The sequence below is a fragment of the Micromonospora sp. I033 genome (assembly GCF_053890995.1).
The window spans coordinates 1-26,207 of sequence record NZ_JBSSLX010000070.1 but is presented as its reverse complement, the minus strand read 5'-3'; the positions used below and the strand labels follow the sequence as shown (position 1 = coordinate 26,207).

The following is a 26,207-nucleotide window of genomic DNA, read 5'->3' as shown; positions in this document are numbered from 1 at the left end:
GTGGAGATGTCGGTGAGGCGGCACGCGGCGCGGCGGCTGGCCGGCGCGGCGGCTGGCCGGCGGCGGCTGGCCGGCGGCGGCTGGTCGGTCACGCAGTGGGAGATCTTGGACACTTACCGTTCGCTACGAACGGCAACAGTCCAAGATTCATTCGGCGTACACCGACCGCTGACAGGATCGGCGCCAGCGCGGTGCGGCAGCTGGCCGTCATGCATTCCCGGCCGGATCGCCGTTGTCGACCGGTGCGGCGGCTGTGTGGTCGGCGGCGAGGGCCCGACGGCAAAGCCGGTCGGCCGTGCGGGTGGTCTCCGGCAGCCGGTAACGGGGCGTCAAGGCCAGCACCCGCTCGACCGCGTTGTCCAGACTCATCCGGTGCCCGACGCTGACGAAGACCGGCTTCACCCCGTCCCGGGTCCGCAGCACGCGGCCCACCACCTCACCGCCGTCGCGCAGCGGCGTCCAGGCGCCCCGCTCCGCCGCCGGCTCGTCCCAGACCCCCACCAGCGGCGTCTTCCCCACCCCGATCGCCGGCAGCCCGGTCACCAGCCCGAGATGACAGGCCAGCCCGAACCGGCGCGGGTGCGCCAGCCCGTGCCCGTCGCAGACCAGCAGGTCGGGCCGGACGGTCAACCGCTCCAGGGCCGCCAGCAACGCCGGCAGCTCACGGAAGGCGAACAGCCCCGGCACGTAGTCGAACGCCGGCCGCCCCACGCTGACCGCCTCGTCCACCACGGCGAGGGTGGCCGCGTCCAGCACCGTGACGGCCGCCGCGAGCCGGTCACCACTCTCCGCGTAGGCGACGTCCAGCCCGGCCACCGTCGCGGGTGCGGTCGGTCCCGGCCCGACCAGATCGACCTGGGACCGCAACTCCTCCTGGATGCGCAGCGCCGCCGCCACGTCCGCCGGCGGCCGGTACGGCACTCCCCCGCGCATCACAGCGGGCCGTCGTACGGCTCGGCGAGGTGGTTGCCGGCCGGACCGGCGCCCTGGCCACGGTTCGAGCCGCCAGCCAGGAGGCTCGCGGACCGGGTGGCGGCCTGCCGTGGCGTACCTGTCATCGCGTCACCGTAGCCAGCGGCCCGGTCCACGTCATTGGCCGACGCGGCGCCTCGATCAGCTCGGGCAGCAGGTGCGCGTGACCGTTGTGCAGCATTTCGGGGCGGGGTCAGGAAGCGGCGGTGGCGATGGTGGGGTCGGCGCCCGGATCGCCGGCCTGCTGAAGCTGCTCCTCGAACATCACGAACGTCCGCCGCCGAATTCCCCGGATCAGCGCCTGCTCCTCAAGCGTCGGATACCGTCGCTCACGGCCCAAGGTCTCCTCGATGGCCCTCACAGTCTCGTAGAGAGCAAAGACGGGTCCTTCACCGCGGAGGTGGAGGCCACGGTCATGTTCTGTGAGCTGGACGAACTCCTCGCGCGATATCTGGTTTACCTCGTCGCCGCCAACGAAGAGCACCTTGTCGATCAGGTTGTTCGCAGCGCGCCAGCCACCTGTGTCCTTGGACAACCGCCATCCGGCAACGCCCCCGTCGGTAGTCTCGACCAGTTTCAGGGGGGACTCGTAGTAGTTGAAGAATTTGGGCAGGACCAAACCTCTTCTCTGGCTCATCGTGGTGGTGCCTCCCCGAGCGTCTCATTCAGTGCTTGCCAGTAGATGTCCTGTGCTCGACGTAACAGCCCGTCCCGGATGGCTCGCTCACCTTCCGTAAATGGTCGGCCGCCAGACTCGGACATCACTTCAAGATCGCGCCGGATCTCGTACAGGGCATGCTCCCATTCCGCAACGTCGTCGAGCGAAGCCAACTGCAGCCGAAGCTCCGCAACGTGACCGTTCGACATGCGGAGGTTCAACAGCACGTCGCGATACCCACTCTGCTGTGGGTTGAGGAATCGGTCCTTGATGTGGAGGATCACTACCTCCGGATCGGCAGCTAGTCGCGACAGGGCACGATAGATGTCATCGAGTCTGTGGAACTGCACCTTGGCACCAGCCAGATCCTTGAGCTGGGATGCGTCGTTTTCGTACTCCACCAGCTTGTCCAGCACCCGTTCCCTGCTCTTGGGCTCCGTTCTCCAGCCGGGCTGCCCATGGTCTCCGGCGACGGCGATGGCGAGTTCGTTGAGTTCCCGTTGCGCCACAGCCGCGTCGACATAGAGCTGGTCGACGTACGTGAGCCGATAGGTCTCGTCATCACGCCGAGAGTTGTCGAATCCCAGCTGAACCTTCGATTGCCCACGGGAAGCGATCGCAGCGGTGATTTGGCGTTGCTGCTCGCTGACGGGTGTCGGTATCGGCTCCGCCGGCTCCGGCATGATGACAGCCCTGGGCCCTTGTGCGGCAATGTCAACCAGGACTCCGCGCAGCACGTCAATCGCCTCTTGGTGGCTGGCCAGGTGGTGGAGGGTCACCGGGCGGGCGATCAGGGAGTTGGCGAGTTCCGGGGTCGACAGGATCATGCGGACCAGGTCGGGGCGCTGAGCGAGCTGCCGTACCAGGGTCTCGGCAAGCAACTCCTCGCGTCGCGGCGGCGCCTCCCACGTCTGGTCGAGCATCTGCCTGACGCGCGGGTCGGCGAGCAGCCGCGTCAGGTCGCCGGCCGCCGCCGCATCCAACTCGGGGACCAGCCGTTGCAGCGTCGGCCCGTCGGCGTGTTGCGCCAGCTCGACCGGCGTCACCCCGGCGGCGAAGACCTCGTCCAGGCTGCCGCTCGCGGCCAGCGCGTCCCGGACGTACAACCCGGCGGCGATGCGCTCGGCGTGCGCGTCGCGGTGCGCGTTCCGCAGCTGGACCGCCTCCGGCTCGGCGTCCGGCGCGCTGCCGGGGAACGAGGTGCCGTCCGGCCGGTGGAAGGTGGTGGATTCGCCGAGAAGGTGGACGTGGTTGAAGTCCGGAGCATCCCCGTCGTCGGGTGGCGGCGGCGGATCGAGCGGCCGGGGCGGCGCCGGTCGTTCCACCGGATCGGGCAGGACGTTGTAGTCACCCGGCGGCCGGCCGGCGAGCGGCATCGGGTGACCGTCGGGGCCGAGCACCAGCGCGTCGATACCAACGGTGTTGTGGGGACTCGGGACACCGCTGTGGGGGTAGAGCGGATGCTTGCTCACCCGGCCCATCTGCGGGTCGAGGTACAGCACCGTGCCGTGCTGGTTCAGCGCCACCCACGCGTGTGAGCCGCCGCCCTGCATGCTGGTGATGAGGAAGGCGTAGCTGCCGTGGCCCCCCGCCGCCAGCTGCGTGTGCAGGTCGCGGTAGCCGTCCTCGATCACCTCGCGCATCTCGTGATCGGGGGCGCCCGGCAGGGCAGCCGCGCACAGGTTCTGGAACCGGCCGCCCGTGGTCTCCTCGACCCGGCGAGGCCCGTCCGCCTCGCCGTCCACCGGCCGGTGGACGTCTCCCAGCAGGTAGCCGTCGAAGGTACGCGGCGCGGAGACCCGGGGCCGCCCGTGCATCCAAGTCTCGAAGAGAGACAAGGTGCAGTCCAGGCAGTTGATGCCCCGGGTGGCGTCCGCGGCGGGTCCACCGTCGTTCGCCAGCCGGAACCAGCCGCCCCGGCGGGGATCGGCGGTCCGCACGACGCTGCCGTCGGGGTTGCGCGGCATCTGCCGCTCCAGGTCCGTCTGGTGCAGCGCGAGCGGTGGCCGGAGTCCGCCCCGTACGCCGTACCGGCGCGAGCGGTCGATCGGCGGTGGGTGGCCGTGACCGGTGAGCGCCGAGTGGTCCGCCGTCTCCACGGCGCCCGGCGCGAGGTCGGCGACGTCGTCGTTGATCCGGTAGAAGTCGAGGTCGTCCTCGACCATCACGTCGGCGGGCAGCAACTCGCCGGCGCGCACTGCCTCCGCCGCGTCGACGGCTCGATAGTGGAGGCGCTCCCTCAGCCGGCCCTCGCGCACGTGCTGGTCGGCGAGGTGCTGCCGCCCCGCCTCGCGCAGCTCGTGCGCCCGCTTGAGAAGCCAGCGCGCGGCCTCATAGTGCTGCTCAGCAACGTCGCGCAGCTCCCTTGTCTGGGCCTGCCGTCGGTTCTCCTCGTACAGCTTCCGCTGCGATTGGAGGTAGCCCTGGTAGCGGCGTCGGTCAAGGGCCTCCCGGTCGGCTGCGAGTCGCGCGGCCCGTTCCCGAGACGTCATGCCACGAGGCGGCAAAGGATCGAAGGGGCCGGGGGGCGCCGACGCCGCGCGCTGCGGGTTCAGCGCTTGCAGCAGCGGAAATCGGGGATTCGGAGCGGGCCCGGAATCCGGGCCGTTGACCGGTGCCCCCGGACCGGCGGCCGGCACGGTGTGCGGACGCGCTCGCGGCGCGGCCAGCGACCCGGCCTGTCCGGTCGCGGTGCCCGACGGCGTGTGGTTCGGTGGCACCGACACCGGCCCCGGCGACTGTGGGGCAAGGGTCGCAGGCGGGCCGACCACGGTCGGCGCGGCCGCCGCCTGCACCGACGCCATCTGGTTCGACGCACCGACGTCGGGCGGCATGGGTGCCTTGACCGGACCGGACTTCAGCTCTGCGGTCTCGGGAACGGAGGCACCCGCAACCGGCGCCTCGACGGTCACGGACGAGAGCGTCGGGCTTGCCGTGGCGTCCGCCCGCGCTGCGCTGGTCGTCAACTCCGTGCGCGGAGGGCTCGTCGTCACCTCGGCGTCCAGCGGGTGAAGCGGCGGAGCACCGCCCTCCGCCGCCGCATGCTCCACCTCGACGGACGCCAGGCGCGCCGGAGCCTGCCCGTCGCCAGCGAGCGATGACGAGAGGCTCAACGCCGAGCGTGGGTCCGCAGGGCCGGGGTGAAGCAGCGGTCCGGTGGCGGGACCCCCGACCTGCTCGGCCGGGTCGGGCATGCGCTGAGCTGGGATGACGCCGGCGGCTACGTCGGATCGCGGGAGCCCCAGGTCCACCGGCTCTGTGGGAAGACCGGCCAGCTTCTCGTCGAGCCGGTGGCGCAAAGCACTGTCGGCCTGCCCCGTGGCGGAGCCGCTGGCGCCGGAGGCCGCCGCCCGGGCCAGGTCCTCCAGCGACAGATCCTGGCCGGTGGTGAGCCCCGCCGCGCTCTCGGCCAGGGTCTCGCCGGCCATTTCCCGCCCGAAGCGCTCACCGACCTGCGCGAACCGCCCGTGCGCGTGCCGCCCGAGGCCGGCCAGCGGCGCCGCCGCGCCGCCGGCGAAGCCCCCGAGCCCCGACGTGCCTACGTCGGTCAGGTCCAGGCCGTCCCGGCGGCCGGTGGAGTTCTGGTACGCCTGGGTCGCCAGGCTGGTGCCCGCCTCCTGCCCCGCCTCGACCAGTCCGGCGAGCACGGCCCGGCGGCCGAGCCCGCGGGCGCCGCTCTTGACAACCTCCTTGGCGGCTCGTTCGCCGGCCTCCTTCAGCCCCTCCTTGACGGCCTTGCGGGCCAACTGGGCCACCAGCCGCTTGAAGATCTGCTGCACGGCGACCCGGCTGGCCGTGATCGCGGCGGCGGCCGCCGGTGAGGCCGCGCCCATGGTGAGCACGGTGGCCACCGCGAGCGAGAGCAGCTCCACGACCAGGATGCCCAGCTCGATCCAGGCCTCCAGCTTGGCGCCCTCGATGTCGCAGCCGCACGAGTCGACGAGCCTGCCCAGTTCGCCGGTGGCCGCGACCAGGACGTGCAGCGGCGCATCCTCGCCCTCGGCGACCTTGCCCCAGGCGACGTCGAACGCCTGGGCCACCAGCCCGACGCCGCCGTAGCCGCTGCGGACCTCGCCGGCCGCGGTGGTGGCGTCGTTCTGCGGGCCGGCCAGGACGTCGGCGACGCCGTACCACTGGTCGGCCAGGTCCCAGACGGCGCGCTCGTCGCCCTCCGGCCACTCGACGCCGACGACCCAGTCCAGCGCCTCGTAGATCCACCCGGGCACGTCCCATGGGCAGTAGTCGAGCGGATGTGGGATCGGGCTGGGCAGCATGCTCACGCGCGGATCCTCCGGTGGTCAGCGCCAGGGCCGGTGCGGGTTGTGCTGCTGGTGCGGGATCTCGTCGAGCTGGCGGGCGTTTGTCAGGTCGGTCTCCACGGTGGCGACGACGGAACGCACCACATCGGTGCCCAGCCCTTCGAGCGAGCGGCCGAGGATCTCCCAGGCCCGCAGCAGGGTCTCCGCGTAGCCCTGGTAGTGCTTGTCGAAGGCGGCGCCGATGTCGTCCCGCCCCCACGGCCGCTGGGCGCTCGCCGCCGCGATCGGGTCGCCCGCCTCTCGTCGGGAGGTGGTGACCGCCTCGCCGGCCAGGGCCAGGTCGGCGCCGCCGCGCCGCGCCCGCTCCGGGTCCAGCCAGATCTGTCCGTCGGCCACCGCCGTCACTCTCCGCGCGACAGGACGGCGTCCGCCCGGCCCAACAGGGCGCCGAAGTCGTGCGTACGCAGGAACTCCATCGACGGTGAGCCCGGCGGCAGGTAGCCGGCGACGAGCTCGCGGGTGGCGGTGACGGCGGCGCGGGAGGCTCGCAGCATGGTGTCGGTGATCTTCCGGCTCAGGGCCCTGGCGTCCCGGTCGTGGAACACCGAGGGAGCCACCTCGACGCTGATCAGCTCGCCGCGGGCACCGACGACGGCAGTCACCTGGCCGTCGTCGGAGCGCTCGGTCACCCGCAGCTCCGCGAGCCTGGTCTGCAGTTCGTCCAAACCGGACCGAAGTCGCTGGTACTGGCCGTACACCTCGTCGAACCGCGCACGCAGCGCGCGGTTCGCGTCCCGGTCCGCGCTCTCAGCCACCGCCACCCTCCCGTCACCGTCAGTAGGGCCGACCATACCGGGCGCCACGGAATCCGTGGGGTCCGGTAACTTCAGCCTGTGATCGAACGACAGCAGGCCGAGCAACTCGCCGCCGTCTGGGCTCGGCGGGACTCCGAGCGCCTGGGATTTCCCTGCGCTCCGGTGGTCGAGGAGTTCGAGCTGGGCTACCTGGTCACGTCCACTGTGTCCCCCGATGCCCGCGCCCTCCCCGGCGACCTGCCGACCACGGTCATCGACAAGGAGACCGGCGAGGTGTCGACCTGGCCGCGGGTGCCGACGGCCGCCGTCGAGGAACTGTTCCGGCAGGGCCGGCCGGCCGCGCCCCGCGCGCCGCGCACCGTCGACCCCGCCGGCCAACTGCTGCGGGAACTCACCCGGCTACCCACGCCCGGCGCCGCGGCGCACCTCACCCTCGACGGTCGCCTGCACGTCGCACAGGGCGCCAAGGGCGACGTCGAGCTGCACCACCATCCGCTGGTCCGGTCCTATCTGGACGAGCTGCCTCCCGGTCACCTGGTTCGGGGCGGCGAGCGGCACGCCGAAATGATCGTCGTCTCCGACGTGCTGCACGACGAGGACCACCGGCGCGCCGTCGAGAACCATCCGCCGCTGACGTTCGAGGAGGTCCGGACGCTCCTCGGCACCGCGCGGTTGGAGGTCTTCCGGATCCGGGAACCAGGAGATCCCGCAGGTGGGCCGGCGGAGCTTCCCTGCGACTCCTGCATCAACTTCCTGGTGCGCTTCAACGCGCTCCCATGGTCCGACCTTGCCTACACCGAAGAGTGGCGTCCGGAGCCGCGGCAGGTCGTCCAGCCCAGCCGATTCCCGGATGTGGTCGCGCACGCACTCATGGACGCGGGCTGGCAGATCAGCATGTTCAACGAGGCACTCGCGATGGGCGCGATCGCCGAAACGCGCGAGATCGCCGGACGGCGCCATCGGCACGAGGAGTTCCCAGCCGCCGAACAGGCGCTCACCGCCTTTCCCGCACTCCTCAGCCGCAGGCGGGGCCCAGGTCAGGACGTGTGGATCAGCCGATTCACCACGAATCCGCTGCGCGGCGCCCACACCGCCGACACCCTCGCGGATTTCGGCGCCGTTCTGGGAGTCCGGCTCTTCCCGCTGGGCTCCGAGCGCCAGGAGACCATCATCGCCGTCGACGAGCAGGGCCGGATCTTCGCGCTCGATCAGGCCGGCGAGTGGTTCCTGGGTGCCGACATCGACGCCGCCCTCACGACCCTGCTGCTCGGCCGCGCCCCCGCCCGCGTCCGCGACGACGGCACCTGGTGAGCGGCGCTACAGCTTCACCCCGGTCAGCACCATGACGCGCGGCTCGGTGTAGTCGTCCATGGCGCTGCGCAGCCCTTCCCGCCCCACGCCCGAGCCCTTCACCCCGCCGTACGGCATCTGGTCGGCCCGGTAGGACGGCACGTCCCCGACGATCACCCCGCCGACCTCCAGCGTCCGGGCCGCGAGGAAGGCGGTCTGCAGGTTGTGGGTGAACACGCCGGCCTGCAACCCGTACGCGGAGTCGTTGACCGCGGCGAACGCGGCCGGGGCGTCGGTGACGGGGGCGACCACCAGCACCGGCCCGAACACCTCCTCGGTGCAGACCTTGGCCGACGACGGCACCCCGCTGAGCACGGTCGGCGGGTAGGTGGCGCCGTCCCGCCGCCCGCCGACCTCGATGGTGGCCCCGGCGGCGACCGCCTCGTCGACCCACGCCTCGACGCGTTCCGCCGCCTCGACGGAGACCAGCGGCCCCACGTCGGTCAGCTCGGAGGCCGGGTCGCCGGTGCGCAACTCCTCGACGGCCGCGATGAGCCGGGGCAGGAAGCCGTCGTAGAGCCATTCGTGCACGTAGACCCGTTGCACCGCGATGCAGGACTGCCCGGCCTGGTAGTTGGAGAAAGTGGCGATCCGGTGCGCGGCGAAGGTCAGGTCACCGTCCGACGACCAGTCCTCGCAGATCACCGCCGCCGCGTTGCCGCCGAGTTCCAGGGTGACGTGCTTGTCCGGGGCGGCCCGGCGGATGGCCGCGCCGACCGGCCCGGAGCCGGTGAACGACACCACCGGCAGCCGGGGGTCGGCGACCAGTTCGGCGGCGCGCTCGTTGGGCAGCGGCAGCACCGAGAACATCCCCTCGGGCAGGTCGGTCTCGGCCAGGATCTCGCCGAGCAGCAGCGCGGAGAGCGGGGTGGCCGGGGCCGGCTTGACCACGATGGGCGCGCCGACGGCGATGGCCGGGGCGACCTTGTGCGCGACCAGGTTCAGCGGGAAGTTGAACGGCGCGATCCCCAGGACGGGACCTCGGGGCACCCGCCGGACCAGCGCGATCCGGCCGGTGGCCGCCGGGTCGGTGTCGAGGCGTTGCAGCTCACCGGAGAAGCGCCGGGCCTCCTCGGCGGCCCAGCGGAAGGTGGAGACCGCGCGGCCCACCTCGGCCTTCGCCCACTTCACCGGCTTGCCGTTCTCGGAGGTGATGAGCGCGGCGACCTCGTCGGCCCGTTCGGCCAGCCGGCGGGAGACGTGGTCGAGGGCGGCTGCGCGGGCGTGCGCGGGCAGGGCCGCGGCTGCTGCGGCCACCTCGGCGGCTGCCGCGACGGCGGCTTCGACCTGGTCGGGCGTGGCGAGGGTGGTACGCCCCACCGTCCGGCCGTCGTACGGGTGGGTGACGGTCAGCTCACCCTCGCCGTGGGCGGGGTGGCCGGCGACATAGAAGGCTCTCGGCTCCACGCTCGGCAGCGTAGACCACCTAAGCCCGCGCGGAAACAGTTGCCCAAACCCTTGTCTGCCTCGGATTCAGTAGCCAAGATGGCAGTCAGATTGCGATAACCTCCGCTGACCTTCCCCCCGGCCACCCCTCGGAGACTTCTGATGAGCGATCAGCAGCAGCTGCGCAACTTCGTCAACGGCGACTACGTCGACCCGGTGGACGGCGGGTACGCCGACCTGATCGACCCGTGCACCGGCGAGGTCTTCGCCCAGGCGCCGGTCTCCGGGGCGGCGGACGTGGACGCGGCGATGAAGGCGGCCTCCGCCGCGTTCGAGACCTGGCGGGACGCCACCCCGGGCGAGCGGCAGAAGGCACTGCTCAAGCTCGCCGACGCGGTGGAGGCCCGGGCGGCCGAGCTTGTCGACGCCGAGGTCCGCAACACCGGCAAGCCCCGGCAGCTCACCGCAGACGAGGAGCTGCCGCCGGCGGTGGACCAGTTCCGGTTCTTCGCCGGCGCCGCCCGGCTGCTGGAGGGGCGGTCGGCCGGCGAGTACATGGCCGGGCACACCTCGTACGTGCGGCGCGAGCCGATCGGCGTCTGCGCCCAGGTGACGCCCTGGAACTACCCGCTCATGATGGCGGTCTGGAAGATCGCCCCGGCCCTGGCGGCCGGCAACACGGTGGTCCTGAAGCCCTCCGACACCACGCCGGTGTCGACGTTGCTGCTGGCCGAGATCGCCTCGGAGTTCTTCCCGCCGGGCGTGTTCAACGTCGTCTGCGGTAACCGGGACACCGGTCGCGCCCTCGTCGCCCACCCGACCCCGCAGCTGGTGTCCATCACGGGCTCGACCCGCGCAGGCATGGAGGTGGCCTCCGCGGCCGCGCCGGACCTCAAGCGGACCCACCTGGAGCTGGGCGGCAAGGCCCCCGTCGTGATCTTCGACGACGCCGACATCGAGGCGGCGGCCGAGGCGATCGCGGTGGGCGGCTACTTCAACGCCGGCCAGGACTGCACCGCCGCCACCCGGGTGCTCGCCGGCCCGGGCATCCACGACGACTTCGTGGCCGCCCTCGCCGAGCAGGCCCGCAACACGAAGACCGGCGCGCCGGACGACGAGGACGTGCTCTACGGCCCGCTGAACAACGCCAACCAGCTCGCCCGGGTGCGGGGCTTCGTGGACCGGCTGCCGGACCACGCGAAGGTCGACACCGGCGGCTCGCAGGTCGGCGACCGTGGCTACTTCTACGCCCCGACGGTGGTCTCTGGCGTCCGGCAGGCCGACGAGATCATCCAGGACGAGGTGTTCGGCCCGGTCATCACCGTGCAGCGTTTCTCCGACGAGGACGAGGCGGTGCGCTGGGCCAACGGCGTGGACTACGGCCTCTCCGCGTCGGTGTGGACGAAGGACCACGGCCGGGCCATGCGGATGACCCGCCGGCTGGACTTCGGCTGCGTGTGGGTCAACACGCACATCCCGTTCGTCTCGGAGATGCCGCACGGCGGCTTCAAGCACTCCGGGCACGGCAAGGACCTCTCGGTCTACAGCCTGGAGGACTACACCCGGATCAAGCACGTCATGCACAACATCGAGGGCTGAGCCATGGCGTCGAGCGAGGAACTGCACAAGCGCCGCGGGGCGGCCGTCGCCCGGGGCGTCGGCAGCACGATCACCTCCTACGTAGACCGCGCGGGCGGCGGGACGATCACCGACGTCGAAGGGCGGGAGTGGATCGACTTCGCGGCCGGCATCGCGGTCGCCAACGTGGGCAACTCCGCGCCGAGGGTGGTCGAGGCGGTGCGCGCGCAGGTCGAGCGCTTCACCCACACCTGCTTCATGGTCGCGCCCTACGAGTCGTACGTGGCGGTCTGCGAGCAGCTCAACGCGCTGACCCCCGGCGACTTCGAGAAGCGCTCGGCGCTGTTCAACTCGGGCGCCGAGGCGGTGGAGAACGCCGTGAAGATCGCTCGGCACGCCACCGGGCGGCCGGCCCTGGTGGTCTTCGACCACGCGTACCACGGCCGGACCAACCTGACCATGGCGCTGACCGCGAAGAACATGCCGTACAAGCACCGGTTCGGGCCGTTCGCCGGAGAGGTCTACCGGGTGCCGATGTCCTACCCGCTGCGCGACGGCGGCCTCGACGGGGCGACCGCCGCGGCGCGGGCGATCGAGATGGTGGAGAAGCAGGTCGGCGCGGAGAACGTGGCGGCGCTGCTGATCGAGCCGATCCAGGGCGAGGGCGGTTTCGTGGTGCCGGCCGAGGGGTTCCTGCCGGCGCTGCGTGAGTGGGCGACCGCGGCCGGGGTGGTGTTCGTCGCCGACGAGATCCAGACCGGGTTCTGCCGGACCGGCGACTGGTTCGCCTGCCAGCACGAGGGTGTCGAGCCGGACCTGGTCACCCTGGCCAAGGGCATCGCCGGCGGGCTGCCGCTCGCCGCGGTCACCGGACGGGCCGAGCTGATGGACGCGGTGCACGTCGGCGGCCTCGGCGGGACGTACGGCGGCAACCCCATCGCCTGCGCGGCCGCCCTGGCGGCCATCGAGACCATGCACGAGCTGGACCTGGCCGCCGCCGCCCGGCGGATCGGCACGGTCATGACCGAGCGGCTGTCCGCGATCGCCGCCCGCGATCCGCGCGTCGCGGAGGTGCGCGGCCGTGGCGCGATGCTCGCCATGGAGATCGTCCAGCCCGGCACGCTGACCCCGGACCCGGCCGCCACGGCGGCGGTCTCGGCGGCCTGCCACGCGGCCGGGCTGCTCACCCTCACCTGCGGCACCTACGGAAACGTGCTGCGCTTCCTGCCTCCGCTCGTCATCTCCGACGACGAGCTGGCCCGCGGCCTGGACATCCTGGACGCCGCCTTCGGCTGACCGAGGTCAGCCCCGATCGTGGGACACCACGGGCGTCGACCCCCCCCAGGTGCCGCCCGTGGTGTTCCACCCTTCTCCGGCCTAGAGGCACATCCAGCAGTAGCCGTCGAGTTCCTCCGCGCCCGCCGCCCGGGCCACCCGGCGCAGCCCGGTGACCAGCTCGGTGAGCAGCTCGGTGTCCGGCGAGCCCAGCCACTCCTCGGCGGTGCGCCACTCGGCCGCGACCGGCCGCAGGCGCTCGTCCGGCAGCGCCGCCAGCTCGGCCACGAAGTCCGGCACCAGCCGGATCAGGTACGGCCCCTCGTCGTCGTGGCCGTCGACCCGCTCCCCGCCGGCGTGCAGCCCGGCGCGCGGCGACCCGAGCCGCCCGGCGCGGATCACCTCCCACAGCGCGCCGCCCAGCACGAACGGCTCGACGTTCTTGCAGCGCAACGGATCCAGCTCGTCGCAGGGCCCGGTCGCGGCGGCAACCCGCGCCCGCTGCGGAGTGGCCGCGAAGTATTCGGTCCGGATGCCCACGCCCGGCACGTTAGGCCCCGCCTCCGACACTCCCGTCGAGGGACCCCACAACGGCGATTCCTGTCCTATAGTCTTACTGTCGTAGGACAATAGAAGGGCGTCGCGTGATCGAGTTCGTTCTGGACGGCCGGTCCAAGGTGAACACCTATGTGCAGCTGATCCAGCAGGTCAAACAGGCCCTGCGGGTGGGGCTGCTGACGGCCGGCGACCAGCTGCCGAAGGTCCGCGACGTCGCGCAGTCGCTGGCCATCAACCCGAACACGGTGCTGAAGGCGTACCGCGAGCTGGAGATCGAAGGTCTGGTCGAGGGCCGCCCCGGCGTGGGCACCTTCGTCCGCAGCACCGTCGCCGGCTCGTCACTGGCCGATCAGGCCGAGCTCCGCGAGGAGCTGGTCGGCTGGCTGCACCGCGCCCGCGCCGCAGGGCTCACCCCGGAAGACGTCACCGCCCTGGTCGAGACCACCATGCGGGCCGCGCTCGCCGCCGAGTCGTCGCGCGCCGAACCCGCCTCAGCAGGATGAGAGAACAGCTGATGGAGATCGCGCTGGAGGCCGAGCAGCTCGGCAAACGCTACGGAAGAACCTGGGCGCTGCGGGACTGCTCGCTGCGCCTGCCCGCCGGGCGGATCGCCGCCCTCGTCGGCCCCAACGGTGCTGGCAAGAGCACCCTGCTGCACCTCGCGGTCGGCCTGCTGCGGCCGGACGCCGGCGCGGTGCGGATCTTCGGCGAAGCGCCGTACGCCAACCCGTCGGTGCTGCCCGAGATCGGCTTCGTCGCCCAGGACACCCCGCTCTACCGGGACTTCACCGCGGCCGAGCTGGTGGAGGCGGGCCGCCGGATGAACAAACGCTGGGACGGGGCACTGGCCCGCAACCGGCTGGCCCAGCTCGGCATCCCGCCGAAGCTGCCCGTCGGCAAGCTGTCCGGCGGCCAGCGGGCGCAGGTCGCGCTGGCGCTCGCACTCGCGAAGCGACCCCGGCTGCTGCTCCTCGACGAGCCGGTCGCCAGCCTCGATCCACTGGCCCGCCGGGAGTTCCTGCAGTCGCTGATGGGCAGCGTCGCCGAGTCCGAGACCACCGTGCTGCTCTCCTCACACCTGCTGGCCGACCTGGAACGGGTCTGCGACTACCTGGTCGTGCTGCAGGCCGCCCGGGTGCACCTGGTGGGCGCGGTCGACGACCTGGTCGCCACACACCGGCAGCTGGTCGGGCCCCGGCACGGCGGCGAACCGATCGACGGGGTCGACGCCGTGGTCCGGGCGAGTCACACCGCCCGGCAGTCGACGCTGCTCGTCCGCACGAGCGGCGACATCCTCGCTCCGGAGTGGACCGTGCACGACGTGACGCTGGAAGACCTCGTGCTGGCGTACCTCGCCGAGGGCGAGACGACCACGAGCCACGCGGCCTGGGAGGTGCCGGCATGATCTGGCTTGCCTGGCGGCAGCACCGCAAGCAGCTGCTCTTCACCCTCCTCGGCTTCGCCGCGCTGGTGGCCCTGATGCTCCCGATCGGCCTGTCGATGCGGCACAGCTTCACCGAGCTCGGGCTGCCGGACTGCGTCAGCCAGCTGGCGCGCTCGCAGCCCGACCCGGTCACGGCGAACGGCTGCGAGTCGGCGTTCCGCCAGTTCACCAACCGGTACCAGAGCTTGAACCTGGTGGCGGTCCTGCTCGTCGTCCTGCCGGTGCTCGTCGGCCTGTTCTGGGGCGCCCCGCTGGTGGCCCGGGAGGTGGAGCACGGCACGCACCGGTTCGCCTGGACGCAGGGCGTCGGCCGGACCCGGTGGGCCCTGGTGAAGTTCGGCCTGGTCGTCGTCGTCACGGTGACCCTGGCCATCGGCTACGGACTGGGCATGGCCTGGTGGGTCAGCCCGCTGACCCAGGCCGCGCACGAGGGCCGCCTCGGCTTCATCGTCTTCGACCTGCAGGGCATCGCCCCGATCGGCTACACCCTCTTCGCGGTGGCGCTCGGCATCTTCGCCGGCACCCTCTGGCGCCGGATGCTGCCCGCGATGGGCGTCACCCTGGCCGCGTTCATCGGGGTCCGTGCGGCGGTGGCGATCCTGGCCAGACCCCACTACCAGGCCGCCCGCACCCGCACCTTCCCGATCGAGGGAGCCGAACCGCTGCAGGAGCCTCGGGGCAACTGGGTCCTGGCCAGCGGGGTGCGCAACCCCGACGGGAAGATGGTGGCGGCCGACACCCGCATCATGTGCCCGCCGGGCGGCAAGGGCCCGGACGGCCACCGATGCGGGGAGGAACTCGGCGTCCAGCCGGGCGCCTACAACTGGGAGCTGTACCAGCCGGCGGACCGGTTCTGGCTGTTCCAGTGGATCGAGACCGGGATCTTCGTGGCCCTCGCCGCCCTGTTGCTCTACCTCGCCGTACGCCGGCTCCGCCGGATCGCCTGAGCTTTCCGGCAGGGTGGGTGGGCCGCCACCCACCCTGCCGGCTCAGGTCAGCGCAGCAGCTCCACCACGTTGCGGCGGACCAGGTTCTTGCCCGGCTCCCGGATCAGGTCCATGGCCGCCGCGTTGAGCAGCACGCAACTCCCGGACGGGCCGGTGACCGTCACGGTCGCCGCCCTGCCGTTGTCCAGGTTGGTCACCCGCAGCCGGGTGCCCACCGGGAACTGCCCGCTGGTGGCCGCCGGGGCCCCGCCCTCGGCGGAGAAGGTGATCGCCCCGGTGCAGACGCTGACGGCGGGGGCCCCGCCGGGCTGCGCGTTGCCCGGTCGGGCCTCGCCGGCCGGGGCACCGCCGCCGGGCCGGGCCGCACCGGTCGCCGGGGCGCCGCCGTCGAGGCGCTCGACCAGGTTGCGGCGGATCACGTTCTTGCCCGGCTCCCGCACCAGGTCCATGGCCGCCGCGTTGAGCAGCACGCAACTGCCCGACGGGCCGGCCACCGTCACCGTGGCCACCTTCCCGTTGTCCAGGTTGGTCACCCGCAGCCGGGTGCCCACCGGGAACCGGTCGCTGGTCGCCGCCGGCGCCCCGCCCTCCGCCGAGAAGGTCACCGACCCCGCACAGGCCGACTGCCCGGCCGGGGCGGTCTCCGCGAACCCCATCCCCGTGCCCACCGCGACGACCGCCGAGGCGGCCAGTGCCACGGTCGCCGCCAGCACGTGCTTGCGCTGCACCTTCACGTTGTCTCTCCCGTCGTCCGGTGGTCTCGTACGACGCCTGGTACGGACGGGAGGGCCGGACCGTTCAGCCGGGACGGCAGATCACAACGGACCGTAACGGGTGTGCGGCGCTCCGGTGAGCAGCGCCCAGTACCGGTCGCCGTAGGACCAGTGCCACCACTCGGTCGGGTAGTTCACCAGCCCGGCCCCGCTGAGCGCGGCCACCAGGACCTGCCGGTTCCGCCAGGCGCTCACCGGGATGTGCCGGGCCGCCGTGAAACAGGCGTCGGCGCTGTCCTCGGGGGTGGCGTCGATGGCGGTGCCCATCTCCAACTCGACCCCGTCGGCGTCACAGAGGGTGAGATCGACCGCGCCGCCGGTGCTGTGCGGCGCCACCTCGACCGGCGAGACGAACTTCGTGGTCTCCCGGTGCAGCCGCTCCGCCGACCAGTCCGGGTAGCGCCGGCGCAACTCGTCCCGGTAGCCGGTGAAGATGTCGAGCTGCGCCCGGTACGGCCGGTACCCCTCGACGACCAGCAGGCGCAGGCCGGCCGGCAGCGCCCGCTGCGCGGCCAGCAACCGGTCCGCGACCCCGCGCCGCACCCGGGCGTACGCCCCGGCGGGGTCGGCGGCCCGGGTGTCCAACCGCAGCTCGGACAAGTCCCGCAGGTCGACCAGCGGATCGCCGTCGTCCCGGCTGGACACCGCCGCGACCCGGGGATCGGACAGCAGGATCATGCCGCACCACCCGGCCGGGCCGCGTGGCGCGTGAACGCGAGCGCGACCAGCCGGTCCACCACCTCGGGGTAGTCGACGCCGGACTCGGCCCACACCTTCGGGTACATCGAGTGCGCGGTGAAGCCGGGCAGGGTGTTCAGCTCGTTGACGAACAGGTCACCGGTCGTCTCGTCGTAGAGGAAGTCGACCCGGGCCAGCCCCCAGCCGCCGATCGCCGTGAACGCCCGGACGGACAGCTCCCGGATCCGCTCGGTGACCTCGTCGGGCAGCGGCGCCGGGACGATCATCGGATCCGCGTCGCCGAAGTACTTCTGCCGGTAGTCGAACCAGCCGCCCGCGACCCGGACCTCGCCGACCGCCGACGCCTCCGGCCGCCAGCCGCCGAGCACGCCGCACTCCAGCTCCCGGCCGGTCACGCCCTGCTCGACCAGCACCACGTGGTCGTGCCGGAACGCCTCCTCGACCGCCGCCGCCAGGTCGTCACCCTCGGCCACCCGGGAGATCCCGATGGAGGAGCCCATCCGGGCCGGCTTGACGAACAGCGGCCGGCGCAGCCCGACGACCAGCTTCTCCGGGTCCTCCGCGGCCCGCCAGGTCGGCTCGTCGAACCAGACGTGCGGGGTGGTCGGCACCCCCTCGGCCCGCAGCGCCCGCTTCATCGCCACCTTGTCCATCCCGACGGCGGAGGCGAGGATGCCGCACCCGACGTACGGCACCCCGAGCGATTCGAGCAGCCCCTGGATCACGCCGTCCTCGCCGTACGGCCCGTGCAGCACCGGGAAGACCACGTCCAGCTCGGCGTGCACCGTCCCGGGCGCGTCGGCCGCGGTGACCGCCACCGTGCCGGCACGCGCGCCGGCCCGCAGCTCCACGGCCGGGCCGGTCATCGGCAGCCGGTCGTCGATGGCCCGACCGGCGCCCACGCTGGCGCAGTGCTCGGCCAGCACCGTCTCCGGCACCAGCCGCAGCCCGCCGGCGCGGGTGATCCCGAGCGCCACCACCTGGTGGCCCCGCTCGACCAGGGCCCGGGCCACGCCGAGCCCGGAGGCGCAGGAGACCTCGTGCTCCGCCGACGGGCCACCGAACAGAACTCCGATCCGAACCGCAGCGCTCACGCCGCCACCCCTTCCATCCGAGCCAGGTCGGCGACGGGTCCGGCCGCCAACCGGGCGACCAGTTCCGCCTCGACATTGCCGCCGGTCAGCACCACGCCGACCGTCCGGTACCGCCCCCGCCGCCCGCCGTCGGGCTCGCCCGGCCGCAGCCCGCCGTCGGGGCCGCCCGGCCCGGCCGCCAGCCGCAGCGCGCCGTCGGGACCGTCCGGCCCGGCGGTCAGCCGCAGCGCGCCGGCCAGCCCGGCCGCCCCGGACGGCTCGACGAGCACCTTCAGCTCCAGCAGGAGCAGCCGGAACGCCTCGGCGATCGCGTCGTCGTCGACCCGGACGACGCCCCGGACGGCGTCCCGCGCCACCGCGAACGGCAGGTCGCCGACGCAGCCCGGCCGCAGCCCGTCGGCGATGGTGGGCGCCGGGACGACCGGGGTCGGCCGGCCGGCGGCGAGGCTGCGGGCCAGCGAGTCGCAGCCGACCGGCTCGACGCCGTACCCCTCGATCGGTGTGCCGGCGGCGGCCAGGCAGGCGCCCGCCCCGCCGCCGCCCCCGCCCACCGGCCCCACCAGCGCGTCCAGCGGGGTGCCGGCGCGCTCCGCCTCCTCGATCAGCTCCAGGCTGGCGCTGCCCTGCCCGGCCACCACGTCCGGGTGGTCGTACGCGTCGACCAGGGGGTGACCGTCGGCGGCGGCGAGTTGGCGGGCGGCCGCCAGCCGCTCCTCGACGGTGCTGCCGGCGAGGACCACCCGCGCCCCCGCGGCCCGCGCCCGGGCCACCTTGACCGGCGCGGCGTCGACCGGCAGCACCACGGTCGCGGCCAGCCCGTGCCGGCGGGCCGCCAGCGCCACCGCCACCGCGTGGTTGCCGGTGCTCTGCGCGACCACCCCGGTGTGGCCGGCCGCGGCGAGCCGGCCCACCGCCAGCATCGCGCCGCGCATCTTGTACGAGCCGCCGGCCTGGAGGTTCTCCGCCTTGAGCAGGATCCGGGCACCGGCCAGCTCGTCGATCGCCGGGCAGTTCAGCACGGGGGTACGCACCACCCGGCCGGACAGCCACCAGGCGGCCTCCTCGACGCGGGCCCGGTCCGGCAGGACCGGGGCGTGGTTGCGGGACATGGTCTCTCCTTCTCGGTTGTGGTCGGTGCCGGCGCGGCCCGGCAGGTCGAACAGCCAGCGCGCGCCGGCCGCCGCGAGTCCGCGGTGGACGGCGACGCTGAGCGCCAGCACCAGCGCGGTGAGCAGGACCGGGTAGCCGGCCACCAGCAGCACCCGCCCCGGTCGGTTCAGGTCGGCGACCGGGCCGGCCAGGAAGCGGTGCAGCAGCGCCAGCACCGGCATGTGGATCACGTAGATCGGCAGCGTCCGGCGGCCGAGCCGGGCGAGCGCCCCGCCGACCGCCCGGAGCCGGGCCACCCGGGCCGCCGCGGTGATGCCGAACGCCACCGCGACGACCGACACCAGCAGCCGGACGCCGGGCCAGCCTTCCGCCCCGGCCAGCGCCATGGCGGCCAGCGCGACGGCGTACGCCGTCCCGGTCCCGGCGAGGCGGCGGGCGGACGCGCCGGCGGCCCAGCGCCGCAGGTACGGCCGCAGGTGCACGCCGGCCAGGAAGAACACCAGGTTCTGGTAGACCTGCCCCCGGTTGCCCGGGCTGTCCAGCAGGCCGGTGGCCGCGACGGCGGAGAGCGCGCCCGACGCCGCGAGCAGCACCGCCGGGTGGACCCGGCGCAGCGCCTTGGCCAGCGCGAAGTAGAGCGCCAGCGCGTACAGGTACCAGAGGTTGGAGGGCGTGACGGTGAGCTGGGCCAGCAGGCCGCCGAGGCTGGTGGCCCGGTCGGTCGGGAAGTCCGGCACGAGGGCCAGCAGGGCGGTGTGGATCAGCAGCCAGGTCGCGTAGAGGTGAAGGTTCCGGGCGATCCGCGGACGTCCGGCCACCCGCCAGGGCCGGGCGACGGCGTTCGCCGCGAAGATCCCGGAGAGGGTGAAGAAGAGCGGCATCCGCAGCGGGAGCAGTTGCTCGCCGAGCAGCCCCCAGGCACCCGGCACGGGCAGGTCGATCCGCCAGTCGATCCGCAGGTAGTGCTTGACGATGACGTGCCAGAGCACCACGAGGATGATGCAGCCGCCCTTGGCCACGTCGGCCCAGACCACCCGGCCGGCCGGCGGCGCGCCCTGATCGGTACGGGTCGGCACGGCGGTCTCCTCTCTCCGGCGGCGCGCCGTCGGTCGTTCTCGGGCAGGTGGCATCGCGGGATGCCGCGTCGGCGGCTCCCGAAGGTCCTGAGAGGTGGGGTCAGCGCACGGCGGGTAGCTGGACGTCGACCCGCAGGCCGCCGTCCTCGCCGGGGCGGGCGGCGATGATCCCGTCGTGCGCCTGGGTGATCGAGCGGGCGATGGCCAGGCCCAGCCCGGCCCCGCCGCCCTGGTTGGTCCGGTCCCGGGCCAGGCGCCGGAAGGGTTCGAACAGACCGGCGACCGCCTCGCCCGGGACGGTCTGGCCGGTGTTGGTGACGGTCAGCGCCGGGTCCCCGCCGACCGTGACGGTGAGCCGGCCGCCCGGCCGGTTGTACTTGATCCCGTTCTCCACGAGGTTGCCGACCAGGCGCTCCAGCAGCACCCGCTCGCCCGGCACGATCCGCGGCGCCAGCCGGGTCTCCACCGTCAACCCGGCCTCGGCCGCCCGGTCCCGGTACGCGGCCAGCACGGTGGTGACGATCTCGTCGAGGCGCTGCGGGGTGGAGGAGCGCAGCCCCTGGTCGCTCTCGCTGAGCGCGAGCAGGCCCTCGATGAGCCGCTCGTTGCGTTCGTTGGTGGCCAGCAGCTGGGCGGTGAGCAGGTCGAGCTGCTCACCGGTGAGCGACTGGGCCATCCCGACCTCGATCAGCATCCGCTGCACCGCCAGCGGCGTACGCAGCTCGTGCGAGGCGTTGGCGGCGAACCGCCGCTGCCCCTCGTAGCCGGCCGTGACCCGGTCCATCATGTCGTCGATGGCGCGGGCGAGCCGGGCCAGCTCGTCGCGGCCGCCCCGGCGGATCCGGTGGCCCAGGTTCTGCGGCCCGAGGTCGGCGATCGGGTCGGCCAGGTCGCGCACCGGGCGCAGGCACCAGCGGGCCGCGCCCCAGACCGCGAGCACACCGGCCAGCAGGACCAGCAACTCGATCAGCCCGGGAAGCACCGGGATGAGCGGGCGGGCGGGCTCGCACACCGCGCCGACCGTCTGCAGGTCGCAGAACGCCTGCGCCCGCCACCACAACCCGGCGAGCAGCTGCTTGCCGAGGCCGGGCAGCCAGTAGCCGCCGAGCAGGGCGAGCACCCCGACCAGCAGGATCCGGCGCCGAGGGCTCACGCCGGCTCGCCGATCCGGTAGCCGGCCTTCGGGACGGTGTGGATGACGGACGGCTGGCCGAGCTTCTTGCGCAGCGTCATCACGGTGACCCGGACCGCGTTGGTGAACGGGTCGGCGAACTCGTCCCAGGCCTGTTCCAGCAGTTCCTCGGCGCTGACCACGCCGCCCCCGGCACGCATGAGCACGTGCAGGACGGCGAACTCCTTGGGGCTCAGGCCGAGGGGCCGCCCGTCCCGGGTGACCGTGTGCCGGGCCACGTCGAGCACCACCCCGTGCCGCTCCAGCACCGGCGGCACCGCCGGGGCGGACCGCCGGCCCAGCGCCTGCACCCGGGCCACCAGCTCGGCGAAGGCGAACGGCTTGGTCAGGTAGTCGTCGGCCCCCAGCCCGAGGCCGGCCACCCGGTCCCGGATCCCGGCGGCGGCGGTGAGCAGCAGCACCCGGGTGCCGGCGTCGGAGCCGGCGAGGCTGCGGCACACCTCGTCGCCGGTGGCGCCGGGCATGTCCCGGTCCAGCACGGCCACGTCGTACCGGTTGACCCCGATCCGCTCCAGCGCGCCGTCGCCGTCGTAGCAGACGTCGACCGCCATCGAGAACCGACGCAGCCCCTCGGCGACCATGTCCGCCAGCAACCGCTCGTCGTCCGCCACCAACACCCGCACCGCTGTCCGCTCCCCGTGTTCCGTCTGCCGTCCCGCATACGGTCCCAGCCAGGAGATAAGGGTTCCGTAAGCGCCGCCGGAGCAATCCTCCACGTCCGCGGGCCGGCACCGAGCCCTGCCGCGCTGTCTGGGGCGTTCGTCCGGGCCGGCGGGCCCCGCCGCGGTCGACGAGTGGGCCGGATCACCCCATCAGCGGGAGCGCCTCGGCGGAACTTTCCGGGGCGGCTTGGCGATCGGCGGTGAGCTGGGTCACCATGGGCGCGAGGAGGTCGCCGATGGCTGACCCGTGGCTCGCCCTCGAATTCGGTGCCGATCCGGCGGAGCGGATCGCGCAGGTCGGCGCCGCCCACGAAGCGTTCCTCACCGCCGGCACCACCACCGGCCGGGTCCGCGACGTGGTCCGCCGGTCCTGGGAACGGTCCGCGCTGCTCGACCCCGAGGCCACCGCCCCGGTCGACCTCACCGACGACGCGCTGGCGAGCTACCGCGCCGCCCACCCGCTGGCCCGCGTGCTGCCGCTCTTCCGCGACCTGCTCGGCGGCATCGCGCTGGACGGCGCGCACCTGATGGCGGTCTGCGACGCGGACGGGCGGTTGCTCTGGGTGGAGGGGCATCCCGGGGTGCTACGGCACGCCGAGCGGATGAACTTCGTGCCCGGCGCCCGCTGGGACGAGGCGCACGCCGGCACCAACGCGCCCGGCACCGCCCTGGCCGTCGACCACAGCGTGCAGATCTTCGCCACCGAGCACTTCGTCCGGCCGGTGCAGCGCTGGACCTGTGCCGCCGCGCCGATCCACGACCCGGTCACCGGCCGGCTGCTCGGCGCCGTCGACATCACCGGCGGGGACCACCTGGCCACCCCGCAGAGCCTGGCCCTGGTCCGGGCCACCGCCCGGGCCGCCGAGGCGTTCCTGGCCGGCGCCGCCCCCGCCGAACCCGACGTGCTGCACGTCGCCGCCCTCGGCCGCGACGAGGCGGAGCTGCGCGTCGGCGGCCGGCGGATCCGGCTCGGCCGGCGGCACAGCGAGCTGCTGGTGCTGCTCCTCGACCACCCGGAGGGGCGCACCGGCGAACAGCTCGGCCTCGACCTCTACGGCGACGACCGGCTGCACCCGGTCACCCTGCGCGCCGAACTGTCCCGGCTGCGCCGGGCGCTCGGCGAGGAACTGCTCGACTCCCGCCCGTACCGGCTGCGGCCCGCCGTGCGCGCCGACTTCCGTACCGTCACCGAACTGCTGGAACACGGCGACCCGGCCGGGGCGCTGCGGGCGTACCCCGGGCCCCTGCTGCCCGGGTCGGACGCACCGGGAGTGACCCGACTGCGCCGGCTTGTCGACGGGCAGCTCCGCGCGGCCGTGCTGGCCGCCGCGGACCCGGCGCTGCTCGCCGCCTGGACCGCGACGCCCGCCGGCGCCGACGACCTCACCGCCTGGCAGGCCCTGGCGCGGGCCCTGCCGCCGGGCGCGCCGCGCCGGCCGCTCGCCCTGGCCCGGGCCCGCCAGCTCGCCGAGGAGTACGACCTGCCGCGCGCAACGTTGCTGCAACGTCGCGGAAACTAGCGTCCTCCGCCATCCACCCCTGACGGACGGCGGAGGTACCCATGACGCGCTACGACGCCCCCACCCACTGGCAGTCCCGCTACGACCACTTCATCGGCGGCGAGTACGTGAAGCCGCAGGGCGGCCGGTACTTCGAGAACCCCACCCCGGTGACCGGGCAGACCTTCTGCGAGGTGGCCCGGGGCACCGCCGAGGACGTGGAGAAGGCCCTCGACGCCGCGCACGGCGCCGCGGACGCCTGGGGCCGCACCTCGGTCGCCGAACGGTCGCTCATCCTCAACCGGATCGCCGACCGGATGCAGGACAACCTGGAATCCCTCGCCATCGCCGAGACCTGGGAGAACGGCAAGCCGGTACGCGAGACCCTGGCCGCCGACATCCCGCTCGCCATCGACCACTTCCGCTACTTCGCCGGGGCGGTCCGGGCCCAGGAGGGCTCGCTCGGCGAGATCGACGACGACACCGTGGCGTACCACTTCCACGAGCCGCTCGGCGTGGTCGGGCAGATCATCCCGTGGAACTTCCCGATCCTCATGGCGGTCTGGAAGCTCGCACCGGCGCTCGCCGCCGGCAACGCCGTGGTGCTCAAGCCGGCCGAGCAGACCCCGGCCTCGATCCACTACCTGCTCTCGCTGGTCGCCGACCTGCTTCCGCCCGGCGTGGTCAACGTGGTCAACGGCTTCGGCGTCGAGGCGGGCAAGCCGCTCGCCTCGTCGCCCCGGGTGGCGAAGGTGGCGTTCACCGGCGAGACCACCACCGGGCGGCTGATCATGCAGTACGCCAGCGAGAACATCAAACCCGTCACTCTGGAGCTGGGCGGCAAGAGCCCGAACATCTTCTTCGACGACGTCAGCGCCGCCTCCGACGACTTCCGGGACAAGGCCCTCGAAGGCTTCACCATGTTCGCGCTCAACCAGGGCGAGGTCTGCACCTGCCCGTCCCGGGCGCTGATCCAGAAGGGCCACTACTCCGACTTCCTGGCCGCCGCCGTCGCCCGGACCGAGCAGGTCAGGCAGGGGCACCCGCTGGACACCGACACCATGATCGGGGCGCAGGCCTCCAACGACCAGCTGGAGAAGATCATGTCCTACCTGGACATCGGCCGGCAGGAGGGCGCTCGCGTCCTGACCGGCGGTGAGCGCGCGGACCTCGGCGGCGAGCTCTCCGGCGGGTACTACGTGCAGCCCACCATCTTCGAGGGTGACAACTCGATGCGGATCTTCCAGGAGGAGATCTTCGGCCCGGTGGTCTCGGTGACCTCCTTCGCCGACCTGGACGACGCCGTGAAGATCGCCAACGACACCCTGTACGGCCTCGGCGCCGGCGTCTGGACCCGGGACATCAACACCGCGTACCGGGCCGGGCGGGCGATCCAGGCCGGCCGGGTCTGGACCAACTGCTACCACGCCTACCCGGCGCACGCCGCGTTCGGCGGCTACAAGCAGTCCGGCATCGGCCGGGAGAACCACAAGATGATGCTGGAGCACTACCAGCAGACCAAGAACCTGCTGGTCAGCTACTCCCCCAAGAAGCTGGGCTTCTTCTGATGGGTGACCCGGTCACCCTGACGCCCGCGGCGGCCGGCCTGATCCGGTCGCTGCGGGCGGCCCACGGCCCGATCATGTTCCACCAGTCCGGCGGCTGCTGCGACGGCAGTGCCCCGATGTGCTACCCGGCCGGCGAGTTCCGCACCGGAGCCTCGGACGTGCTGCTCGCCTCGCTGGCGGTCGAGGGCGTGCCCGAGCCGGTCGAGTTCTGGATGTCCACCGCCCAGTGGGAGCTGTGGAAACACACCCGGCTCACGGTCGACGTGGTGCCCGGCCGGGGCAGCGGCTTCTCCCTGGAGGCCCCCGAGGGCGTCCGCTTCCTCATCCGATCACACCTCGCCCGCTGAGTCCCCAACGAATCCGGCGATCATGGAGTTGTGGTTCCCGAGATGCCGCAGATGAGGCTTACGTCGGCGGCCACGACTCCATGATCGAGGGATTAGGGGCGGAGGAGGGCGGCGATTGTGGACGTGACGTGGCGCGGGCGGCGGTAGAGGTCCACGTCGGTGAAGTGGCGCATGCGCCAGCCGTTCGCCGCCAGCCAGTTCATGCGGGAGCGGTCGTGGCGTAGTCGGTCGCGATCGAGGTGCGAGACGCCGTCATACTCGATGCCGATCTTGCGCTGCCGGTAGCCGAGGTCCAGCCGATAGCGCGGTGCACCGTATCGGTCCGCAACCCAGAGCTGTGGTTCAGGAGCCGGCAGACCACCATCCACCAGCAACAGCCGTAGTTGACTCTCCTGCCGGCATTCCGCCCGAGGATCGGCCAGGACAACCAACTGTCGGGCCTGGCACACACCGCGGAGACCGCCGTGCCGCCCCGCTTCGGCACGCAACTCGTCCGGGCCGCAGGCACCGGAGCGTAGGCACAGGTCGAGCAGCGGCATGGCGTCCATCCGCCGGAGCACTCGGGCCAGGTCCACGGCGCAACGGGCGGCCGGGGCGCAGGGCACGCCAGCGATCTCCACCGGCCCGGGCACGGGCAGTGCGGCTTCGTGGGCGACGACCCCCCGAATCCGCGGTACGACGCACCCAGCCGGCACGATGACATGCACCTCAGCGCTCGACACCGCGCCGAAGCCGTGGAGCTGCGCACCGGTCTGAAAACCGACCAGAGCACTCGGGGGCAACCGACGAAAGATCGCCCGCAGATGACTCCCGAAGTCATCCTGCGTCCCATAGACGCCCCGCGACAGCCGACGCAAGCGCCCCTGCTCGACTCGATGCCTGATCACCCCACGGCTTACCCCCGCGGCGCGCATCTCCCCGTACCTGCCTCTTCTCCACATCTGA

General features: G+C 73.0%; 24 protein-coding genes. 9 read left to right on the top strand and 15 right to left on the bottom strand.

Annotation, left to right across the window (positions count from 1 at the left end; all coding sequences use genetic code 11):
• Window positions 1-207 precede the first annotated feature (207 nt).
• The 6 genes from nfi to ACW0Q9_RS14480 all read right to left on the bottom strand — a co-directional run bounded on the left by nfi (window position 208) and on the right by ACW0Q9_RS14480 (window position 6,704).
• Window positions 208-933, bottom strand: a complete 726-nt coding sequence (nfi, locus tag ACW0Q9_RS14505) for a deoxyribonuclease V (protein ID WP_456181506.1) — start codon at window positions 931-933, stop codon at window positions 208-210.
• Window positions 933-1,058 (bottom strand): hypothetical protein, encoded by a 126-nt coding sequence (locus ACW0Q9_RS14500; RefSeq protein WP_456181500.1) that lies wholly within the window; start codon window positions 1,056-1,058, stop codon window positions 933-935. Before ACW0Q9_RS14500 ends, nfi begins: the two co-directional genes overlap by 1 nt.
• 107 nt (window positions 1,059-1,165) lie before the next feature.
• Window positions 1,166-1,609, bottom strand: a complete 444-nt coding sequence (locus ACW0Q9_RS14495) for a hypothetical protein (RefSeq protein ID WP_456181498.1) — start codon at window positions 1,607-1,609, stop codon at window positions 1,166-1,168.
• Complete coding sequence (locus ACW0Q9_RS14490; RefSeq protein WP_456181504.1) at window positions 1,606-5,904, bottom strand: toxin glutamine deamidase domain-containing protein; 4,299 nt, start codon at window positions 5,902-5,904, stop codon at window positions 1,606-1,608. Before ACW0Q9_RS14490 ends, ACW0Q9_RS14495 begins: the two co-directional genes overlap by 4 nt.
• 24 nt (window positions 5,905-5,928) lie before the next feature.
• On the bottom strand, window positions 5,929-6,285 hold the full coding sequence (locus ACW0Q9_RS14485) for a hypothetical protein (protein ID WP_456181496.1): 357 nt from the start codon (window positions 6,283-6,285) through the stop codon (window positions 5,929-5,931).
• Window positions 6,286-6,290: 5 nt separating this feature from the next.
• A complete protein-coding gene (locus tag ACW0Q9_RS14480) occupies window positions 6,291-6,704 on the bottom strand; it encodes a YbaB/EbfC family nucleoid-associated protein (protein ID WP_456181494.1) in 414 nt (137 codons plus the stop codon).
• A gap of 78 nt (window positions 6,705-6,782) precedes the next feature.
• Here ACW0Q9_RS14480 and ACW0Q9_RS14475 point away from each other — a divergent pair, with 78 nt between their 5' ends.
• Window positions 6,783-8,015 carry an SUKH-3 domain-containing protein gene (locus tag ACW0Q9_RS14475; RefSeq protein WP_456181492.1) on the top strand — a complete coding sequence of 411 codons (1,233 nt, stop codon included), beginning with the start codon at window positions 6,783-6,785 and terminating at the stop codon, window positions 8,013-8,015.
• 6 nt (window positions 8,016-8,021) lie between these two features.
• On the opposite strand, the gene ACW0Q9_RS14470 is transcribed toward ACW0Q9_RS14475, so the two are convergent.
• Window positions 8,022-9,461 (bottom strand): aldehyde dehydrogenase family protein, encoded by a 1,440-nt coding sequence (locus ACW0Q9_RS14470; RefSeq protein WP_456181490.1) that lies wholly within the window; start codon window positions 9,459-9,461, stop codon window positions 8,022-8,024.
• 141 nt (window positions 9,462-9,602) lie between these two features.
• Here ACW0Q9_RS14470 and ACW0Q9_RS14465 point away from each other — a divergent pair, with 141 nt between their 5' ends.
• Entirely contained in the window at window positions 9,603-11,039 is a 1,437-nt protein-coding gene (locus ACW0Q9_RS14465; protein ID WP_456181488.1) for a gamma-aminobutyraldehyde dehydrogenase, read from the top strand.
• Between the two features lie 3 nt (window positions 11,040-11,042).
• Window positions 11,043-12,314 carry a 4-aminobutyrate--2-oxoglutarate transaminase gene (gabT, locus tag ACW0Q9_RS14460; RefSeq protein WP_456181487.1) on the top strand — a complete coding sequence of 424 codons (1,272 nt, stop codon included), beginning with the start codon at window positions 11,043-11,045 and terminating at the stop codon, window positions 12,312-12,314.
• An 81-nt stretch (window positions 12,315-12,395) separates the two neighbouring features.
• Here gabT and ACW0Q9_RS14455 read toward each other — a convergent pair whose 3' ends face one another.
• A complete protein-coding gene (locus ACW0Q9_RS14455; protein ID WP_456181485.1) occupies window positions 12,396-12,833 on the bottom strand; it encodes a hypothetical protein in 438 nt (145 codons plus the stop codon).
• Between the two features lie 104 nt (window positions 12,834-12,937).
• Here ACW0Q9_RS14455 and ACW0Q9_RS14450 point away from each other — a divergent pair, with 104 nt between their 5' ends.
• Genes ACW0Q9_RS14450 through ACW0Q9_RS14440 form a run of 3 tightly spaced genes read left to right on the top strand, consistent with a single transcriptional unit; the run spans window position 12,938 to window position 15,242 of the window.
• Complete coding sequence (locus tag ACW0Q9_RS14450; RefSeq protein ID WP_456181483.1) at window positions 12,938-13,354, top strand: GntR family transcriptional regulator; 417 nt, start codon at window positions 12,938-12,940, stop codon at window positions 13,352-13,354.
• Between the two features lie 11 nt (window positions 13,355-13,365).
• Window positions 13,366-14,256, top strand: a complete 891-nt coding sequence (locus ACW0Q9_RS14445; RefSeq protein WP_456181502.1) for an ABC transporter ATP-binding protein — start codon at window positions 13,366-13,368, stop codon at window positions 14,254-14,256.
• A complete protein-coding gene (locus tag ACW0Q9_RS14440; RefSeq protein ID WP_456181481.1) occupies window positions 14,253-15,242 on the top strand; it encodes a transporter in 990 nt (329 codons plus the stop codon). Before ACW0Q9_RS14445 ends, ACW0Q9_RS14440 begins: the two co-directional genes overlap by 4 nt.
• A 47-nt stretch (window positions 15,243-15,289) precedes the next feature.
• Here ACW0Q9_RS14440 and ACW0Q9_RS14435 read toward each other — a convergent pair whose 3' ends face one another.
• The 6 genes from ACW0Q9_RS14435 to ACW0Q9_RS14410 form a co-directional block, all read right to left on the bottom strand.
• On the bottom strand, window positions 15,290-15,976 hold the full coding sequence (locus ACW0Q9_RS14435) for a hypothetical protein (RefSeq protein WP_456181479.1): 687 nt from the start codon (window positions 15,974-15,976) through the stop codon (window positions 15,290-15,292).
• Between the two features lie 81 nt (window positions 15,977-16,057).
• A complete protein-coding gene (locus tag ACW0Q9_RS14430; RefSeq protein WP_456181477.1) occupies window positions 16,058-16,693 on the bottom strand; it encodes a M15 family metallopeptidase in 636 nt (211 codons plus the stop codon).
• Window positions 16,690-17,808: a D-alanine--D-alanine ligase family protein gene (locus ACW0Q9_RS14425; protein WP_456181475.1), complete on the bottom strand. Its 1,119-nt coding sequence runs from the start codon at window positions 17,806-17,808 to the stop codon at window positions 16,690-16,692. The genes ACW0Q9_RS14430 and ACW0Q9_RS14425 overlap by 4 nt, the downstream gene beginning before the upstream one ends.
• Window positions 17,805-19,994 (bottom strand): pyridoxal-phosphate dependent enzyme, encoded by a 2,190-nt coding sequence (locus tag ACW0Q9_RS14420; protein WP_456181473.1) that lies wholly within the window; start codon window positions 19,992-19,994, stop codon window positions 17,805-17,807. The genes ACW0Q9_RS14425 and ACW0Q9_RS14420 overlap by 4 nt, the downstream gene beginning before the upstream one ends.
• A 100-nt stretch (window positions 19,995-20,094) precedes the next feature.
• Window positions 20,095-21,147, bottom strand: a complete 1,053-nt coding sequence (locus ACW0Q9_RS14415) for a sensor histidine kinase (protein WP_456181471.1) — start codon at window positions 21,145-21,147, stop codon at window positions 20,095-20,097.
• Window positions 21,144-21,809, bottom strand: a complete 666-nt coding sequence (locus tag ACW0Q9_RS14410) for a response regulator transcription factor (protein ID WP_456181469.1) — start codon at window positions 21,807-21,809, stop codon at window positions 21,144-21,146. The genes ACW0Q9_RS14415 and ACW0Q9_RS14410 overlap by 4 nt, the downstream gene beginning before the upstream one ends.
• Window positions 21,810-22,084: 275 nt before the next feature.
• Here ACW0Q9_RS14410 and ACW0Q9_RS14405 point away from each other — a divergent pair, with 275 nt between their 5' ends.
• The 3 genes from ACW0Q9_RS14405 to ACW0Q9_RS14395 are packed head-to-tail and all read left to right on the top strand — an operon-like array spanning window position 22,085 to window position 25,262.
• Window positions 22,085-23,368 (top strand): GAF domain-containing protein, encoded by a 1,284-nt coding sequence (locus ACW0Q9_RS14405; protein WP_456181467.1) that lies wholly within the window; start codon window positions 22,085-22,087, stop codon window positions 23,366-23,368.
• Between the two features lie 41 nt (window positions 23,369-23,409).
• Window positions 23,410-24,915, top strand: a complete 1,506-nt coding sequence (gene adh, locus ACW0Q9_RS14400) for an aldehyde dehydrogenase (RefSeq protein ID WP_456181465.1) — start codon at window positions 23,410-23,412, stop codon at window positions 24,913-24,915.
• Complete coding sequence (locus ACW0Q9_RS14395; protein WP_456181463.1) at window positions 24,915-25,262, top strand: DUF779 domain-containing protein; 348 nt, start codon at window positions 24,915-24,917, stop codon at window positions 25,260-25,262. The genes adh and ACW0Q9_RS14395 overlap by 1 nt, the downstream gene beginning before the upstream one ends.
• A 92-nt stretch (window positions 25,263-25,354) precedes the next feature.
• On the opposite strand, the gene ACW0Q9_RS14390 is transcribed toward ACW0Q9_RS14395, so the two are convergent.
• On the bottom strand, window positions 25,355-26,207 hold an 853-nt coding region (locus ACW0Q9_RS14390; protein WP_456181461.1), incomplete at its 5' end, for a DUF559 domain-containing protein.

Coding starts and splice junctions, on each gene's coding strand:
- nfi (WP_456181506.1), bottom strand. CDS start 933: ATGCGCGGGGGAGTGCCGTACCGGCCGCCGGCGGACGTGGCGGCGGCG.
- ACW0Q9_RS14500 (WP_456181500.1), bottom strand. CDS start 1,058: ATGACAGGTACGCCACGGCAGGCCGCCACCCGGTCCGCGAGCCTCCTG.
- ACW0Q9_RS14495 (WP_456181498.1), bottom strand. CDS start 1,609: ATGAGCCAGAGAAGAGGTTTGGTCCTGCCCAAATTCTTCAACTACTAC.
- ACW0Q9_RS14490 (WP_456181504.1), bottom strand. CDS start 5,904: ATGCTGCCCAGCCCGATCCCACATCCGCTCGACTACTGCCCATGGGAC.
- ACW0Q9_RS14465 (WP_456181488.1), top strand. CDS start 9,603: ATGAGCGATCAGCAGCAGCTGCGCAACTTCGTCAACGGCGACTACGTC.
- gabT (WP_456181487.1), top strand. CDS start 11,043: ATGGCGTCGAGCGAGGAACTGCACAAGCGCCGCGGGGCGGCCGTCGCC.
- ACW0Q9_RS14445 (WP_456181502.1), top strand. CDS start 13,366: ATGGAGATCGCGCTGGAGGCCGAGCAGCTCGGCAAACGCTACGGAAGA.
- ACW0Q9_RS14440 (WP_456181481.1), top strand. CDS start 14,253: ATGATCTGGCTTGCCTGGCGGCAGCACCGCAAGCAGCTGCTCTTCACC.
- ACW0Q9_RS14430 (WP_456181477.1), bottom strand. CDS start 16,693: ATGATCCTGCTGTCCGATCCCCGGGTCGCGGCGGTGTCCAGCCGGGAC.
- ACW0Q9_RS14405 (WP_456181467.1), top strand. CDS start 22,085: ATGGCTGACCCGTGGCTCGCCCTCGAATTCGGTGCCGATCCGGCGGAG.
- adh (WP_456181465.1), top strand. CDS start 23,410: ATGACGCGCTACGACGCCCCCACCCACTGGCAGTCCCGCTACGACCAC.
- ACW0Q9_RS14395 (WP_456181463.1), top strand. CDS start 24,915: ATGGGTGACCCGGTCACCCTGACGCCCGCGGCGGCCGGCCTGATCCGG.